We start from the raw sequence: 17411 nt of genomic DNA on the forward strand, positions 1-17411 counted from the left end.
TTCAATCTGAGCCATGATCAAACTCTTCAATTAAAAAGTTTTATGTCTTTCGACAGCTCAATGAATTCTGAATTTATTTTAATATCTTTCGATATTGAATTGACTGTGCCGAATAATTACCAAAATAACTATTCTGTTGGTCACTCAGTTTTCAATTGAGACTCTAATTTGTTTGCCTCGCTAATTACCCATAAAGAGTAAATAGTTTGGCTGTTAGAACTCAATCTGTACGAGTGCCCACACAGATGATTGCTTTATATTGTTAAAGAACGTTGCGACAATAAAGTAAAAATTTATCTCGCTAGGGCTGCGCATATTACGCTTTCCTATTTTTTTGTCAACACTTAAATGTAAACTTTATAAAAATCTAAATTTAAGTTTTACTCGACTCACTGATTGACTCTTGCCTCGCTAAGCGTTGCTGTCTGCCGTCTCAGTGGGGTCGCATTATAGGGCGCAGCCAGTTTTACGCAAGCGTTTTTTAAAGAAAACTTAAAATAAAATGCTGTTCGCTTGATATTTAAACCAAACGATTAAAAACAATACTAAACCATCTGTATTTTGGGTAACTCGACTTGGTTTTACATTCTAAGCTGGTATTGAGCAGTGCATAATTTAAGCACCACTCGATTGTTTGGGTAATATAAAGTGTGCTTATTACGCTACGCATATTAAGCATGCACAAATAGTAAACAAAACTAAAAGTCATGCAATTCTTTATAAGTAATAACCTGAGTAATTAGAAATTAGAGAAAGCTAATGTACTTTTAATGTAGTTTAAAACTAATGGCCTTCATTATTTTACTATATAGTACTGAGGCTACTACATAGGTATTATTTACTTGCTCATTTACTACAAGCAAATATCCAAACAAGCGTTATAGCTTATTAATGGAAAATAGCGACACTATATAATAAGTACTGCCCTCCCTAAAACCAAACTCGCTACTATTAATTTAACCTCTAAAGATAAACACGCCTTAGTGAATAGCTTTAACAAACGCGTTTAATTTAAACACTGCAACTTAAATACAGTGTGATATTATATCAAGGTAGCATAAGGATAAGAGAACGATGAATATAGAATCACTCGTAAGTAAAGCAAAACAAGTATGTGACAACCGTGGTGCGCGATTTACACCTATCCGTGAAAAGGTATTTCGTTTACTTGCAAGTGCGCAAGGTGGTGTGGGCGCGTATGATTTGCTCGAGCAATTAAAAGTAACAGAAACTGGCGCTAAACCTGCCACGATATACCGTGCATTAGATTTTTTGGCTGAGCTTGGTTTTATTCATAAAATTGAAAGCACCAATGCATTTATGTTGTGCCATCATTTTGATCATATTCATCCTGTACAGTTATTAATTTGCGATACCTGTGGTTTTGTTAAAGAACTGCATTCAACCGTTATTTCGCATGAGCTAAATAGTTTAGCTGCGGAAGGTGGGTTTGTTGTATCGGCGCAAACAATAGAAGCACATGGAAGGTGTGAGTCTTGTAGAGCTGCATAGTTTTAGTAGCGATATAAACATTTTATATAGCTATTTTTTAGCACCAATTTAAGAGTAAATTATATGAATGTAGAGTTCATCAACCCTTTTTTATCTTCTTTGATCAATGTATTAAGTACAATGGCTCAAACACAATTAAAGCCAGGTAGGCCACGCATTAAAACTGATGAGAAAGCTTGTGGTGATGTATCAGGCCTGATCGGAATGGTTGGTCCGCAAACACGAGGCTCTTTTTCAATAACTTTTGATGAGCAGTTAGCACTAACTATCATGGAGCGTATGCTTGGCGAACGTCCAGATAGTATAAATGAAGAAGTAACCGATATGGTAGGCGAAATTACTAATATGGTTACAGGTGGCGCTAAAAACTTATTGGGTCAAAAAGGTTTCGACTTTGATATGGCAACTCCAATAGTTGTATCTGGTAAAGACCATACAATTACCCATAAAAGCCAAGGTAAAAAAATACTCATGCCATTTACCTGCGATGCGGGTAACGCCAATATTGAAGTGAGTTTCGATAAGTTATGAGTTGGCAACAAAAAGTCATTACTTTAAAACCTCGTATCCGAGGTTTTCATTTAATTGATAACGAAATACTCATTCAAATCCCCGAACTCACAAATTACAAAGTGGGTTTACTGCACTTATTTATTCAACACACTTCAGCTAGCCTAACCATTAATGAAAATGCCGACCCTACTGTACGTATGGATATGGAGAGCCACTTTAATGAATTTGTTCCGCAGTGCCAACCCTATTATCGTCACGATTATGAAGGTGACGACGACATGCCAGCTCATATAAAAACCAGTATTTTAGGCTGTGAGTTAAGCATCCCTATTACAAATGGCTATTTAGCTTTAGGTACATGGCAAGGTGTTTATTTAGGTGAACATCGAGACAGCGGTGGTACTAGGCGAATTGTAGCAACCATTCAGGGCGAGTTGTTTTAACAAGTCGCCTCATCAAAACTTAAACCTCACTCCCGCCGCATACCCATTAATTATCACAGTAAAAACACATCACTTTATTGGTAAAGAACTTGCCCTTCGCGAGTAACTATCGTTGCTAATTACTAAAGGCTTTAACGCAATTTTTATCGAATGCATAGCGAGAAAACCTAGTGTTCTTCAGTCGCTGGATAGTTCACTGCATATGAAATCAGATAGAGAAAGATTGTATTTAAAATAAGAATTTTTTATGGCTTTTTATTTAGGGATATTTTTAATAGATATAAAAGATTGGAGCGGTACACGAGGCTCGAACTCGTGACCTCGACCTTGGCAAGGTCGCGCTCTACCAACTGAGCTAGTACCGCATTATAAAGTAGTCAGTAATTCGTCCGTTGGTGCGCGACAAATCGCGTTCAACATTCTGGCAACTGAACTAGTACCGCATTTTTATTCAACACTGCAATTTCTTTTGGTTAGAAATTGGAGCGGCACACGAGGCTCGAACTCGTGACCTCGACCTTGGCAAGGTCGCGCTCTACCAACTGAGCTAGTACCGCATTATAAAGTAGTCAGTAATTCGTCGCGCACCAACGGACGAATTACTGACTACCAACTGAGCTAGTACCGCATTATAAAGTAGTCAGTAATTCGTCTGTTGGTGCGCGACAGGTCGCGTTCAACATTCTAGCAACTGAGCTAGTACCGCATTTTTACTTCTAGTTATATAAATAACTTCAATTTCTTTTGGTTAAAAATTGGAGCGGCACACGAGGCTCGAACTCGTGACCTCGACCTTGGCAAGGTCGCGCTCTACCAACTGAGCTAGTGCCGCATTTTTATTTCTTTAGTTATTTTACGTTGGTGCGCAACAAGTCGCGTTCAACATTCTAGTAACTGATCTAGTACTGCTTTATATTTAAACAACTCAAACACACTAACCCCGCGTGGGTTANTCGCGTTCAACATTCTAGTAACTGATCTAGTACTGCTTTATATTTAAACAACTCAAACACACTAACCCCGCGTGGGTTATCGTCTTGAGCGGGGCAGGATTCTACAATAATACAGTGTGTTTGCAAGTGTTTTTTATAAATTAAAGAATTTTTCTCTATAGACCTTTAATTCCATAATCGAATCTTTAATATCGTCTAGCGCAAGATGTGAGCCTTTTTTATTCACTTGTGCAAGTACCTCTGGTTTCCAGCGACGCGCGAGCTCTTTAATTGTGCTTACATCTAGATTACGATAGTGAAAAAAGTCTTCCAATTCGCGCATGTATTTATTCATAAAGCGACGATCTTGCCCTATTGAGTTACCACACATCGGTGATGCACCTGCAGGTACCCATTGTTTTAAAAAGGCTATTGTTTGCTCAACCGCATATGCTTCGTCGTAAGTACTTGCCTTGCAGCGTGCTGTTAAACCCGATTTTCCATGCTGAGTGGTACACCACTCATCCATATTATCAAGCAACTCATTACTTTGATGAATGGCAATAGTTGGCCCTTCAGCTAATATATTCAAATCAGCATCAGTGACAACGGTCGCAATTTCGAGTATTTTATCGGTCTCTGGTTCGAGTCCGGTCATTTCAAGATCGAGCCAAATTAAGTTTGATTTATTAATATTCATAATTACCTAAGCGGTGCTTTCCTTTAGATCCAGCGCATTTCGATATATCATATTAGCATCATACGTCGAGCTAAAGCATTTTTTAGCTAAGTCGACATTTAACTAAGGTTATAGGCCTCCTGTGGCAAAACAAAAAAAATTAAGTAAAGGCCAGTCTCGTCAGATCAAGGCTAATCATCAAAAGCGTATAAGCAGTGCTGATGCAAGGCCTGCTAAAAAAGGTGCGCAAGAATGGCAAACCGATAATTTAGGCCAAGTAGAAAGCGCTATTGTGATCAGTCGTTTTGGTCAACATGCCGATGTGGAAGTTGAAAGCGGCGAAGTACTACGCTGTAATATACGCCGCACTGTGTCTAATTTAGTGTGTGGGGATGAAGTACTGTTTCGCCGCGCTAAAGTAAGCGAAGGCGATTTAGCTGGTGTAATTGAAGCCACGCAAGAGCGTCGCTCACAACTTACTCGCCCTGATTTTTACGACGGTGTAAAAGTAATAGCTGCTAATATTGACCAAATATTAATGGTGTCAGCAGTACTACCCGAATTTACCCCAAGTATTATCGACCGTTATTTAATAGCCTGCGAAGATATGGGTATAGAGCCTATTTTAGTACTAAATAAAATAGATTTAATAGATGCGCAAGGTCTTAGTGAAATACAAAAAGTACTCGATGTATACCGCAAGCTCGACTACAAAGTTTTATTGGTTAGTAATATAAGTACCGATGGCATTGACGAATTAAAAGATGTACTCGTTGGAAAAAACAATATTTTTGTTGGTCAAAGTGGCGTAGGTAAATCTACTTTAGTTAATACCGTACTTCCAGATGCTGAAATTCTAACTAAAGAAGTTTCTGAAAACAGTGGTTTAGGCCAACATACCACCACGGTATCTCGCCTACATCATTTACCAAGCGGCGGTAACTTAATAGATTCACCAGGTATACGTGAATTTGGTTTATGGCACTTAGAAGTTGATCGTGTAACTTGGTGCTTTAAAGAATTTAGAAAATTTATAGGCGGGTGTCGATTTAGAGACTGTAAACATTTAAACGATCCGGGCTGTATAATTAAAGAAGCCGTAGCTGATGGCAAAATTTCGCAATTGCGCTTTGACAGCTACCACAGAATTTTAGAAACAATGGCCGATGGCCGTGCAGGCTCTCGTGCGCCTCGCGTATAATTTAGGAAACAACCAGTGAGTTTAGATAAATTTAAAATCGCAATGCAGTACGCAATGCCAAAACACTTTATTTCACGCGTAGTAGGAAAACTAGCCGCTGCTAAAGCGGGTATGTTAACAACCACGTTAATTAAACTGTTTATTAAGCAATACAAAGTAGATATGAGTGAAGCTAAACACTCAGATCCTGCTTATTATGAAAGCTTTAACGAGTTTTTCACCCGCCCGTTAAAAGATGGCGCACGCCCAATAGTTGCAGACAGCGATATTATTATTCATCCAGTAGATGGCGCAATTAGCCAATTAGGCGATATTGTTGACGGCCAACTAATTCAAGCTAAAGGTCACGATTACAGCCTACAAGCACTACTTGGTGGTAATAAAGACGATACAACCCCATTTTTAGGCGGTAAGTTTGCAACTATTTATTTAGCGCCAAAAGACTACCACCGTATTCATATGCCAATTAATGGCACATTAAGTAAAATGATTTACGTACCAGGCGATTTATTTTCAGTAAATCCGCTGACTGCGCAAAACGTGCCTAACTTGTTTGCACGTAACGAACGTGTGGTTGCTATTTTTGAAACTGAAATAGGTCCACTTGCTATGGTACTGGTTGGCGCAACTATTGTTGCCAGCATTGAAACTATTTGGGCGGGTACAGTAACACCACCAGCTGGTAGCGATGTATTTAGCTGGAACTACCCAACCAAGGGCGAAAACGCTATTAGCCTCAAAAAAGGTGAAGAAATGGGCCGCTTTAAACTTGGCTCTACCGTGGTACTTGCTTGGGGCGACGACAAAGCGGATATTCTTGATGATCAACTTCCTGAAACAGTGACCCGCTTAGGCACCCCGTTTGCCAAAATTGATGATTAAGATATAGATATCGATATAGATATCAGGTAAAAAAAACCCGCGTTTATGGTAATAAACGCGGGGTTTTTATTTTTCAGTGAGTTTATAAATTCAATCGCGGTGGAAAATAACTCGCCTACAGTTTGCTTAAATACCGAGTTTGGCTGATCTCTGCCTGATACCTAACACCTGAAACCGTGGCTTTACCTACACTCCTTACAGTCGATATCTTTCACCACTTTAAATTGTTGCTGCTGCAAAGTGAGTGCATTAATACTCATAAACACACTATCGCTAAAATGACCTAATAGCATATTGAGTGTCAGCTGCGCCTGCATTGAGCCGATAATACCTAACAGCGGACTAATTACTCCGGCGTTATCACAATTGATAAGCGGCGCAATATCGCTTTGTGGAAAAATACAGCCATAACACGGGCTATTAGCATTTCTTAAGTCTAAGCTAATCAGCTGCCCTTTTGTTGCCAGTGCCGCACCCGAGATTAACGGGGTTTTATGCTGTACACAAAAGCGATTAACACTGTAGCGAGTGGTAAAGTTATCACTGCAATCCAACACAATATCCGCATTATTGAGTAGTGCTGCGCTATTATCTTGAGTCAGTTTTTCGGCGTGAGTAATTACAGTAATTTGGTTATTAAGACTTGCAAGCACTTTACCTGCTGCAACCACCTTTTTTTGCCCTAAGTGATTTACTTTATAAAGCACTTGGCGCTGTAAGTTCGAAAGCTCAACCGCATCATCATCAATTAAAATAAGCTTACCAATACCCGCAGCAGCTAAATACAGTAATGCGGGGCTGCCTAAGCCGCCCGCACCTACTACTGCAACACTTGCCGACTTAAGCTTTAACTGCCCTGCAAGTCCCACTTCTTTAAGCAATATATGGCGACTATAGCGCAGCATTTCTTTATCGCTAAGTTCATTCATTTGGCTATTAACCTGGCCCACTTTAATTTATTGCCGCTTGCAACGCACTTATTGCCTGCACATAATCATCGGCTTCGCTAATTGCACGTACCACAGCCACACTACCAACGCCTGTTTTAGCAACTTGGCTGGCGCGCTTTAAATCTATACCGCCAATTGCCACTGTTGGGTAGCTTTGCATCAAGGGGACAAATTTAAATAACTTTTCCAGTCCCTGTATTTGCCCTGTCATATCTTTGGTAGTGGTAGGATAAATAGCGCCAAATGCCAAATAACTTGGTCGGTAATTATGTGCGCGGAGCATTTCATAGAAGCCATGAGTAGAAAGCCCCAGCCTAAGTCCTGCATTTTTAATCGCCGCTAAATTAGTGCTTTCTAGATCTTGTTGGCCTAAATGCACACCATATGCACCATGCTTAATTGCAAGTTGCCAATAGTCGTTTATAAATACCTGCGCATTATATTGCTCCCCCAGTGCCACCGCTTTTGCCACTAATTCGTCAAGTTGTGCATCATCTTTATTTTTAACTCGTAACTGCACAGTTTTAACGCCTTGTTGTAAGCACTTTTCTAGCCAGTCAACACTATCAACCACTGCGTATAAACCTAATGATTTACTTTCGCAGGGTGCAAAATCTGCAGCCATATTAAAATCAAGCGGAACGTCAAAATCGAGTTCATCACCTAACCAACTGCCCGCTTCTATTACTTGGGGGTAATCGGCTAAGTTGGTTGGAAATGAGGTTTGTGCTACTGGGCCAATTCCTTCTCCGTAGCGCACCGCTACTTTCAATCCTTGATTAATATAAGCTTTAGCTAAAATAAACGCATCTTTTAACGGGTAGTCTTTTGCTAAGCAAGCAGCAATAACCGAGGCCATACTGCAGCCTGTACCATGGTTATGTGGCGTTTGAATTTTTTCATTTCCCAGCCAGTATTCTTCGCCTTTTTGAGTGAAATTATTTATGCAGTAATCTATACAGTAGCCGCTTGGATAATCCCAATGTCCGCCTTTTATAACCACGGCTTTTGCGCCCCAGCTTAATAACTTATTGGCAGCTTCTTTTATTGCCGCGGGGCCAATTAAGTACACGCCAGTTAATAACTGAGTTTCGTGCGTATTTGGGGTTATTACATCCACCAGCGGCAATAAGCATTCTTTAATCGCACTAACTGTGTCTTCCTCTGTTAATAAATCGCCGCTAGTAGCAATAGCTACTGGGTCGTAAACAATAACAGGCGGCACTGGCCATTTGGCTTTATAGTGGCTTATATGTTCACTGATCAATTGAATTTGCTGCACATTTGCCAGCATGCCTATTTTAATTACTTTGGCTTTCATATCTTTTTCGAGTGCCAAAAGCTGCGATTCAATAATATCGGTAGATACGGCATTAATTGCCTCAACACCTAAACTATTTTGCGCAGTCAGTGCTGTAATAGCAGTGCACCCATGCACACCAAAACTTTGCATTGCTTTTATATCGGCTTGAATACCTGCGCCACCGCCTGAGTCTGAGCCGGCAATCGTCCATACTACGTTATTCATATTCGTCTCACTTATTCTTGATGCCAAAATGGCATACCCATAGTCGGGGTTGAAGGGGCTGCAACGTCTTTTTCAGGCATTGCTTTGGCGTTATATGCAAAACGTCCAGCCTCTACCGCGGCTTTAAATGCTCGGCTCATGGTTATAGGGCAACCCGCTCCAGCAATCGCCGAATTTAATAATACTGCATCATACCCTAGTTCAAGTGCTTGGCAGGCATGCGAGGGCAAACCTAAACCAGCATCCACTATTAATGTTGTCTCTGGTAAGCGCTCTCTGATTGTTTTTAAATTATAACTGTTTAACAAGCCTTTACCTGTACCAATGGGTGCACCCCATGGCATTAATACTTCACAGCCTAAAGCATTTAAACGCTGGCACAGCACTAAATCGTCTGTGCAATATGGCAGTACTTTAAAACCATCATCAATCAGTATTTTAGTTGCCTCAAGCAGTGCAAATGGATCGGGCTGCAAGTTGTAATCGTCCCCTATCAGTTCAAGCTTAATCCAATCGGTAGCAAACACTTCACGGCACATTTTAGCAAGCGTAATGGCCTCTTTAACACTATGACACCCTGCTGTATTTGGTAAAATTTTAAGCCCAGTATTTTTTATTAATTGCCAAAAATCATCACCCGCAGCCGCACTTTGCTGACGCCTAAGCGACACCGTGACTATTTCAGCGCCCGATGCAACAATCGATTCATTCATCACTGCAGGCGACGGGTAAAGCGCCGAGCCTATTAGTAATCGGCTTTTTATTTGCTCACCATAAATAGTTAAATAGTCATTATTTGGCATAGCTGTTATCCACCCTGAATCGGCGAGAGCAGCTCAATACTATCACCCTCAGTTAATTGATAATCGCTATGCTGGCTTTGCGGTATAAACTCACCATTAATCGCCACCGCAAATGGTGCAACACCACCAAAATCTTGCAAACAGTTAATGAGCTTATTACTGCTAATAGCTATTAACTCACCATTAATTGTTATGTTCATTTAATTTTCACTCTATGCATAAAAGGGCATTTGCCACTAAACTTGGCGCTAACATGTAACCATGACGATATAAGCCATTAATGCTAATAACTCGCCCAACGTGTGTTACTTGTGGGCGGTTATCGCTAAATGCCGGGCGTAATCCTGTTTGAATATTTAATAGCCGCGCTTCGGCAAAACCGCTGTGCACCGTATAAGCTGCCGAAAGTAACTCTAAAGCAGAGCGCACTGTGGCTGGGCCTGTATCTTGCGACTCTATTTCAGTCGCGCCAATTACGTATTCATTATTGGGTTTAGGCGCTATATAAATGGGGTAACGCGGATGCATTAAGCGCACGGGTCGCGTTAAACTCACCTCTGGCGCGTATAACCTAGCTACTTCTCCACGCACGCCCCGCAGAGGCTTGTCATCTTTTGCGCCAAGCCCTCGGCAATCAATAATATAATCAAACTCTCGGTTATTAATTTTATTATCGTTAATCGTTACCCGTTGATTAAATACAAACTTTACTTTGCGTTTATTGAGCTGTGTAAAGCTGGCTTGATAAAATGCCTGATTATCTATTTGCCCGTCACAGGGTAAAAATAACCCCTGACTAAAACGATTAGCAAGCTCAGGCTCTAACATTTCAATTTGCTGGGAATTCACCGACTCCCCTGTATAATTAGCTAACGGTTTTAGCCGCTGAGCAAAGCTTTGTAAATCGCCTTTATCTTGCTGATGCGCGACAACTAATGTGCCCTGCTGCTGAAAAAAAACCTCACTATCAAGCTCATCAATAATCCCAGGCCAACGCTTTATAGAATCAAGCCCCATTAAAGCTAAATCAGCCTCGCACAATACCGACTCAGCAAGAGGAGCAAGCATAGCCGCAGCCACCTTGCCTGCGCTGTTTTGAGAGTGCTCATCATCTGCCTCAAATACAGTAACTCGGTGTTGCTTACTCAGCTCAAGCGCCGCCAACCTACCGGTTAAACCAAACCCCACTACCGCTATATTGTAAAACATAAAAGTTCCTTTTAGCTGCGAGCCCTCGCTGCCCGCAGCCCAACACCTTAAGCTGATTTATATCGCTTTATGATATATTTCTGATCCGGTTTTTTTAAACTCGTCCGATTTAGCTTTCATTTGTGCTTCTACATCAATCATTTTTATTGTAATCGTATCTGCAGCATTAGCAGGGTCAATGCCACGCGCTTCTAAATCTTTTGCATATTCGCGTACTTCTTGACTGATTTTCATTGAGCAAAACTTAGGGCCACACATAGAGCAAAAATGCGCTACTTTACCCGACTCTTGCGGGAGTGTTTCATCATGATATTCGCGGGCACGCTCAGGGTCTAAACCAATATTAAATTGGTCATGCCATCTAAACTCAAAGCGCGCTTTTGATAGGGCATTATCACGCTCTTGCGCACCGGGGTGACCTTTTGCTAAATCGGCGGCATGGGCAGCAATTTTATAGGTAATTAAACCTTCTTTTACGTCTTCCTTATTTGGCAAACCTAAATGCTCTTTAGGTGTTACGTAACACAGCATAGCGCAGCCGTACCATGCTATTTGAGCCGCACCAATACCTGAGGTGATATGGTCATACCCAGGTGCAATATCAGTAGTTAACGGGCCTAAAGTGTAAAACGGTGCTTCGTCGCAATGTTTAAGTTGCTCATCCATATTGGCCTTAATCATATGCATTGGCACATGCCCGGGGCCTTCTATAAATACTTGTACATCGTGTTTCCAGGCTAACTTAGTCAACTCACCTAGGGTGCGCAATTCGCTAAACTGAGCTTCATCGTTGGCATCAGCAATCGAGCCTGGGCGCAGGCCATCGCCAAGCGAAAAACAAATATCGTATTGCTTTAAAATTTCGCAAATATCTTCAAAGTGGGTGTATAAAAAGTTTTCTTTATGGTGCGCTAAACACCACTTTGCCATAATAGAGCCACCGCGCGACACAATACCGGTTACTCGTTTTGCGGTCATTGGTACGTAACGCAGTAGCACACCTGCATGAATAGTAAAGTAATCGACGCCTTGTTCAGCTTGCTCTATTAACGTATCGCGAAAAATCTCCCAGGTTAAGTCCTCCGCTACGCCGTTTACTTTTTCCAGCGCTTGATAAATAGGAACTGTGCCAATAGGTACAGGCGAGTTACGTACTACCCATTCGCGAGTTTCATGAATATAACGCCCAGTTGATAAATCCATAACGGTATCGGCGCCCCAGCGAGTAGACCACACCATTTTTTCTACTTCTTCTTCAATCGATGAGCTTACCGACGAATTACCTATATTAGCGTTTACTTTTACCAAAAAGTTACGCCCTACAATCATAGGTTCGGTTTCGGGGTGGTTAATATTGTTGGGTAATATAGCGCGGCCACGCGCAATTTCGTCGCGTACAAATTCAGGCGTAATAAAATCAGGAATACTGGCCCCAAACGACTCGCCTTTATGCTGCGCGGCTAATAGTTCAGCATGAATTTTTTTGCGCCCCATGTTTTCGCGTATCGCTACGTATTCCATTTCAGGGGTAATAATGCCTTGGCGAGCGTAATGCATTTGCGTGACATTTTTACCCGCTTTACCGCGGCGTATTTTTGGTAAATGCTCAAAACGAAGATGATCAAGCCCTTCATCAGCCATACGTTGTTGCGTAAAACGTGAAGTAACTGATTCAAGTAACTCGGTATCACCGCGGCTTTCAATCCATTGTTCACGAAACTTTGCTAAGCCTTGGCGTACATCAAGCTTAAAATTTGGATCGGTATACGGGCCTGATGTGTCGTAAACACGTAACGGTTCGTTTGGCTCATACACTGGATTTTCATCACTGCCGCCTATATAAGTATCGCTTAGGGTTATTTCACGCATTCCTACACGAATGTTGTTTTGCGTACCCTCAACATACACTTTGTGCGAATTAGGAAACGGTTGTCCCGTTAAGTTATAAATATATTCAGATGCAGCGGCTCGCGTTTCACGACGCGATGATTTTTTTGCAGTATTCGACATGACTTACCTCATAGTTTATGGGTTGTCTTGTGCGAAGAATTGAGAAGGCAAAATGCCTCATTGGATCGTAGATTGGTTAAGCAGTTTACTGTCACAGCCAATCTTGGCAGCCAACAGAACTTAATACCGGATGGTATAACTTGTACGCATAAAAAAAGACGCACAAGCGTCCTATTTTAGGCAGCTTGTTCCCTACGCAGGTATTAGCCTGATCAGGTTCACGGATCCCGCTTTCGCGATCTCAGCCTTAACTAATTATTTAGTTAGGCACTCCGACAAGTATTAATACCAATTATTAAATATACCTTTGCTACTTATAACTGCAGCTGCAATGCTAAGTTGTTTGGGTATCAAATTGGTATTTGTAATTTATTAATTTGCGAATAGTATCTAGCAAATCAGCGTTGAGTGTACGCCAGTTAAAAATCGCCTGCAAGAGGGCGTTTTTTATTTCGCAATAAATACAAATGTTTTCTCGCCCTGCATTACCAATTGCTGGTCTTGCATTTTAAGCTGCGCGCCTTGTTGCAGTGCGTGTAGTAACTGCTGCTCAAACTTATCAAGTTGTTGGCCACACGACTTACGGGTCATCCCTATTTTGTTAACTTTTAAGCTACTATCGTCCAGCTCACCTTCACCAAAAAATTTATTGCAGCCAGCAAAACCATTGACTTGCAGTGCTTCAATAAAACCCACCGACGCATTAAACGAAGGCGGAATAGCTAGGCCATCAATACGTGATAACTGCCATTGAGTATGTTTAAGCTGCTCTGAGGTAACCGTTTGCGTTGATGCACAACCAACACATAAACCGATTATAAGCATGGGTATTGCTGCTAATTTCATGTTATTACTAATTATTTGTCTAGTTACTGTAATAATAACAATTTTTAGCGAGTTAATCCGTTAAAAATACATGTTTAAAGTGTAAATTTTATTCTGATATCGTTTGATAATCATGCGATTTTTTATGCAGAATCCGTTTTAAATAAATTATCTATTTGCGCTGGTAAAAATGGCCGACCTTTTTCATTTAAAGCTGTGCCGATTACCAATGCATTAAGCATTATTTTCTCATCGTGTTTACGGATCAGGGTTTGCTTAAAAGCGAATTTAAGTCGGCTAATACGTTGTGGCTCTACAGCTACATAAAATTCATCACCCGGTAATAATGACTGTTTATAATCCATTTCGCTGCGCGTCACGACCAGGTTAATTTTATCTTTGGCAAGCTGAGCAAAATCAACCCCATGTGCATGCAAAAATTCATGGCGCGCATGCTCTAAGTAATTAAAATACACACTATTATTTACAATGCCTTGTAGGTCGCATTCGTAGTCACGCACTTTAAAGTCTACTGTAAAGGTCATATTCGTAATCCAAATTATTTAACGTATAATTGCCGCGTTTATAGCACATGTACTGAAATAATTGCTACCATGCAAGTCCCTAAAATGGAGTTAAGTAACCTAATGAACTTACGTTTGTCTTTAATTACCGCCGCATTATTACCACTGTTTGGTGCATCAGTTACCGCCAACGCTGACGATACAGATCTAGAACGCATTGTTGTTACTGGTGATTTTCAACGAGAAAGCATTCAAACCTTAAGTGCTAGCGCCAGCTTATTTAGCGAAGATGAAGTTAATTTACGAGGTGCAACCTACCTAGATGAAATGCTTGGGAGTACTGCCAATATTAATTTTGCTTCTGGAGCTTCTCGCGGTCGTTATATTCAAATTCGTGGCGTAGGACTACGTTCACAGTTTGTTGACCCCATAAATCCTTCGGTTGGTTTAGTTATTGATGGCATTAACTACTCAGGCCTTGGTGGCAGTGCATTATTATTTGATATTGACCAAGTAGAAATTTACCGTGGCCCACAAGGTACACGCTTTGGTGCCGACGGTATGGCAGGTATGATCCAAATGCAATCGGCGCAAGCAACAAGCGATCCTAGTTTAAAACTACAAGTAGGTGCAGGCACTTACAACAGCCGCGAAGCAGGTCTTGCTGCAAGTACAGGTTTAACCGACGATACCAGCGCTCGTGTTAGCTACTTTCGTAGAAAATCAGACGGCTATGTAGATAACCTATACCTAAATAAGCCAACTCAAGGGCAAGACGAGCAAGTAGCACGCTTTAAATTAAACAGCCAAGTAACTGCCAATTTACGCACAGAATTAAATCTACACTATATAGATATTAACAACGGTTACGACACGTTCGCACTTGATAACGGCCGTAACAGCGTTGCCGATGAACCCGGTGAAGATAACCAATTAAGTTACGCTATTGGTCTAAATAACACGTATACGGGCTTTGATTTATTTGACGTAAACTTAAGTTTATCGGCGATCGACAGTGAATTATTTTATAGCTTTGATGAAGATTGGGTATGTAACGATCCGAGTAAACCGCAACTTTGCGCCGCCGGTTTGCATCCTGATGGTTACAGCTCAACTGATGTTTACAGCCGCGATCGCGATGATCAAGGGGTCGATTTACAATTTAAAAGCAAAACCGGCAACTGGGTTGCAGGTCTTTACTATCAAAACCGCGACGTAGATTTAGAGCGCCAATACACCTGGTTAGCTAGCCCATTTAACTCAACGTATGAAACCAATAACGTGGCAGTATACGGCCAATTAGCAACTCCTATTGGGCCTAAAACCACCTTAATTACTGGCTTACGTGTTGAGCAATACCAAGGTGATTACACCGATAATAACGGTTTTATTGAAGATACCGACGACATTATGGTTGGCGGAAAAATAGCGCTTGAGTACCAAGTAATTGATCGCACCATGATCTACACCAGCATTACCCGTGGTTATAAAGCAGGCGGCATTAACTCAGAAGCGCTCGCTAAAGCCAAAGATGAAGGCTTAAACCTTGATGCTGAATTTTTTAAACAACACACCAGTTTTGATCCAGAATACTTATGGAGCGGTGAGTTTGGTGTTAAGGGATCATCCCTTGATGACAAATTTGTTCTGCGTTTAGCTGCATTTTATATGCACCGCGACAACATTCAATTAAAGTCGTGGCAAGTACAAGATCAGAAGTTTACCGGTTATGTAGATAACGCGAGCTCTGGCAGTAACTATGGTCTTGAACTTGAAGGTAGCTACCAGCTAACCGACGATTTACTTATTAGCGGTAGTGCTGGTTATTTAAATACTAAAATAAATAAATTTGTAACTAAAGCGGGTTTAAACCAAGACGGTCGCGACCAAGCACAGTCACCTAAATATCAATACGCACTGAGTGCCCGTTACAACCTTACCAACGAGCTTTATGCCATGGTAGGCGTTGAAGGCAAAGACGATTATTACTTCTCAGATAGCCATAATGCACAAGCACCAAACAGTAATTTAGTGAATGTAAGCTTAGGTTATGAAGCCGATAGCTGGGCTGTACGCGCTTGGGCACGTAACGTGTTTGACGAAACAGTACCTACTCGCGGCTTTGAGTTTGGCAACAACCCACTTGATGGTTACGCTGATCATACCTACACCCAACTAGGTGAGCCACGTGTAGCTGGCGTTACCTTTACACTTAATTTATAAAATCAAACTGACAGCTTTTAGTTGTCAGTGCTCTGTTATAAAAACACCGTGTTTATTTCAATAAACGCGGTTTTTTATGTGCTAGTCGTAGAGCCTGATCATGCGAGAGGTTAGTTACTAACTGACAGCCCCCCTGCATGTTAAGTTGCTTTAAGCCCTTGTCACATCAAACGCAATAACTTCTTTTATATTACTCTTTTGCGTGGCTAGCATTACTAGCCTGTCTATGCCCAGCGCTACCCCTGCACAAGGCGCTAATCCATGTTCAAGCGCAGCAATTAAATGCTTATCCATTGGTACTTGCTTTAAGCCATTTTGTTTACGATATTCATTATCGTCATTAAAACGCTTAGCTTGCTCTGTCGCATTAGTTAGCTCGTTAAAGCCATTAGCTAATTCCATATTTTTATAATACAGCTCAAACCGCCCTGCTACGCGACTGTCATGATCGCAAATTTGTGCCAGTGCTGCTTGCGATGCCGGAAAGTGATACACAAAACACGGCTTATGTTGGCCAATTGTTGGCTCTACTTTCATACAAAATAAAAGCTGCAGTAAAGTATCTCTATGCGTTTCATTTTTAGCTATATCAGCAAACCCTTGCTCGCAGGCAAGTTGTTGTAATTGCTCTAAACTAGCAGTGAGTGGATCAAGTCCAAGTACTTGTTCAAATGCGTGTTGGTAAGTTAACCGTTCACTCGGCGCAACATCTAAAATAAGCTGCATTAGCTCATCTATTTCAGCCATTAATGCAAATTCGTCAAACCCCGGTCTATACCATTCCAGCATAGTAAACTCTGGATTATGATGGCTGCCAGCTTCTTCGTTTCTAAATGCTTTACACAACTGAAATATAGGCCCTGAGCCCGCCGCTAACAAGCGCTTCATTGCAAACTCTGGAGAGGTTTGTAAATATAGCTCAAGGCCGCTGGCGTGCCCTGGGCCTACAAATCGAGTGTTAAAACTCACTAAGTGTATATCGGTTACACTGGCTCCGCTTAAACTGGGGGTTTCTACTTCCATTACATTGCGAGCATAAAAGAACTCGCGAATACTGCGTAAAATAACAGCTCGCTGCTTAAGTGTTGCAATACTTGCACTGGGAGCCCAAAGATTTACTGACATATTTTCTCCAAAAAAAATCCCAGCTTTTAAGCTAGGATTTTATAAAGCGACG

General features: G+C 41.3%; 16 protein-coding genes, 3 tRNA genes and 1 riboswitch. Of the genes, 6 read left to right on the forward strand and 13 right to left on the reverse strand.

Annotated features, from left to right (window positions below):
- Positions 1-1074 precede the first annotated feature (1074 nt).
- From I6E78_RS14570 to I6E78_RS14580, 3 genes are all read left to right on the forward strand, one after another.
- Positions 1075-1512 carry a transcriptional repressor gene (locus I6E78_RS14570; RefSeq protein WP_011327201.1) on the forward strand — a complete coding sequence of 146 codons (438 nt, stop codon included), beginning with the start codon at positions 1075-1077 and terminating at the stop codon, positions 1510-1512.
- 63 nt (positions 1513-1575) lie between these two features.
- Entirely contained in the window at positions 1576-2043 is a 468-nt protein-coding gene (locus tag I6E78_RS14575) for a chemotaxis protein CheX (protein WP_197182784.1), read from the forward strand.
- Complete coding sequence (locus tag I6E78_RS14580) at positions 2040-2468, forward strand: secondary thiamine-phosphate synthase enzyme YjbQ (RefSeq protein WP_089367755.1); 429 nt, start codon at positions 2040-2042, stop codon at positions 2466-2468. Before I6E78_RS14575 ends, I6E78_RS14580 begins: the two co-directional genes overlap by 4 nt.
- A gap of 289 nt (positions 2469-2757) precedes the next feature.
- On the opposite strand, the gene I6E78_RS14585 is transcribed toward I6E78_RS14580, so the two are convergent.
- The 4 genes from I6E78_RS14585 to orn form a co-directional block, all read right to left on the reverse strand.
- Positions 2758-2833: transfer RNA gene (locus I6E78_RS14585), tRNA-Gly, on the reverse strand.
- A 116-nt stretch (positions 2834-2949) separates the two neighbouring features.
- Positions 2950-3025 (reverse strand) — tRNA-Gly (locus tag I6E78_RS14590).
- A gap of 199 nt (positions 3026-3224) precedes the next feature.
- A tRNA-Gly gene (locus I6E78_RS14595) sits at positions 3225-3300 on the reverse strand.
- A gap of 254 nt (positions 3301-3554) precedes the next feature.
- Positions 3555-4100, reverse strand: coding sequence for an oligoribonuclease (gene orn, locus I6E78_RS14600; protein ID WP_011327197.1), 546 nt, complete (start codon positions 4098-4100; stop codon positions 3555-3557).
- A gap of 121 nt (positions 4101-4221) precedes the next feature.
- Here orn and rsgA point away from each other — a divergent pair, with 121 nt between their 5' ends.
- Positions 4222-5280: a small ribosomal subunit biogenesis GTPase RsgA gene (rsgA, locus tag I6E78_RS14605; RefSeq protein WP_193038894.1), complete on the forward strand. Its 1059-nt coding sequence runs from the start codon at positions 4222-4224 to the stop codon at positions 5278-5280.
- A 15-nt stretch (positions 5281-5295) separates the two neighbouring features.
- A complete protein-coding gene (gene asd / locus I6E78_RS14610) occupies positions 5296-6162 on the forward strand; it encodes an archaetidylserine decarboxylase (RefSeq protein WP_193038895.1) in 867 nt (288 codons plus the stop codon).
- A 182-nt stretch (positions 6163-6344) separates the two neighbouring features.
- Here asd and I6E78_RS14615 read toward each other — a convergent pair whose 3' ends face one another.
- From I6E78_RS14615 to I6E78_RS14650, 8 genes are all read right to left on the reverse strand, one after another.
- A complete protein-coding gene (locus I6E78_RS14615; RefSeq protein WP_193038896.1) occupies positions 6345-7091 on the reverse strand; it encodes a HesA/MoeB/ThiF family protein in 747 nt (248 codons plus the stop codon).
- Positions 7092-7113: 22 nt separating this feature from the next.
- Positions 7114-8640: a thiamine phosphate synthase gene (gene thiE / locus I6E78_RS14620; RefSeq protein ID WP_179807831.1), complete on the reverse strand. Its 1527-nt coding sequence runs from the start codon at positions 8638-8640 to the stop codon at positions 7114-7116.
- Positions 8641-8651: 11 nt separating this feature from the next.
- Complete coding sequence (locus I6E78_RS14625; protein WP_197182785.1) at positions 8652-9443, reverse strand: thiazole synthase; 792 nt, start codon at positions 9441-9443, stop codon at positions 8652-8654.
- Positions 9444-9448: 5 nt separating this feature from the next.
- Positions 9449-9643 carry a sulfur carrier protein ThiS gene (gene thiS, locus I6E78_RS14630; RefSeq protein WP_011327191.1) on the reverse strand — a complete coding sequence of 65 codons (195 nt, stop codon included), beginning with the start codon at positions 9641-9643 and terminating at the stop codon, positions 9449-9451.
- 7 nt (positions 9644-9650) lie between these two features.
- Positions 9651-10652 carry an FAD-dependent oxidoreductase gene (locus I6E78_RS14635; protein WP_182678895.1) on the reverse strand — a complete coding sequence of 334 codons (1002 nt, stop codon included), beginning with the start codon at positions 10650-10652 and terminating at the stop codon, positions 9651-9653.
- A 57-nt stretch (positions 10653-10709) separates the two neighbouring features.
- A complete protein-coding gene (thiC, locus tag I6E78_RS14640; protein WP_011327189.1) occupies positions 10710-12662 on the reverse strand; it encodes a phosphomethylpyrimidine synthase ThiC in 1953 nt (650 codons plus the stop codon).
- 172 nt (positions 12663-12834) lie between these two features.
- Positions 12835-12947: riboswitch (TPP riboswitch) on the reverse strand.
- A 162-nt stretch (positions 12948-13109) separates the two neighbouring features.
- Positions 13110-13508: an META domain-containing protein gene (locus I6E78_RS14645; RefSeq protein WP_331459146.1), complete on the reverse strand. Its 399-nt coding sequence runs from the start codon at positions 13506-13508 to the stop codon at positions 13110-13112.
- 122 nt (positions 13509-13630) lie between these two features.
- Positions 13631-14032: an acyl-CoA thioesterase gene (locus tag I6E78_RS14650; protein WP_197182786.1), complete on the reverse strand. Its 402-nt coding sequence runs from the start codon at positions 14030-14032 to the stop codon at positions 13631-13633.
- A gap of 102 nt (positions 14033-14134) precedes the next feature.
- On the opposite strand from I6E78_RS14650, the gene I6E78_RS14655 reads away from it, so the two are divergent.
- Positions 14135-16234, forward strand: coding sequence for a TonB-dependent receptor (locus I6E78_RS14655; RefSeq protein ID WP_197182809.1), 2100 nt, complete (start codon positions 14135-14137; stop codon positions 16232-16234).
- 150 nt (positions 16235-16384) lie between these two features.
- Here I6E78_RS14655 and epmA read toward each other — a convergent pair whose 3' ends face one another.
- Positions 16385-17359, reverse strand: a complete 975-nt coding sequence (gene epmA, locus I6E78_RS14660; RefSeq protein ID WP_011327185.1) for an elongation factor P--(R)-beta-lysine ligase — start codon at positions 17357-17359, stop codon at positions 16385-16387.
- Positions 17360-17411: the final 52 nt, after the last annotated feature.

It is taken from the genome of Pseudoalteromonas sp. NZS127 (genome assembly GCF_015864805.1).
GTDB classification, from domain to species: domain Bacteria; phylum Pseudomonadota; class Gammaproteobacteria; order Enterobacterales; family Alteromonadaceae; genus Pseudoalteromonas; species Pseudoalteromonas nigrifaciens.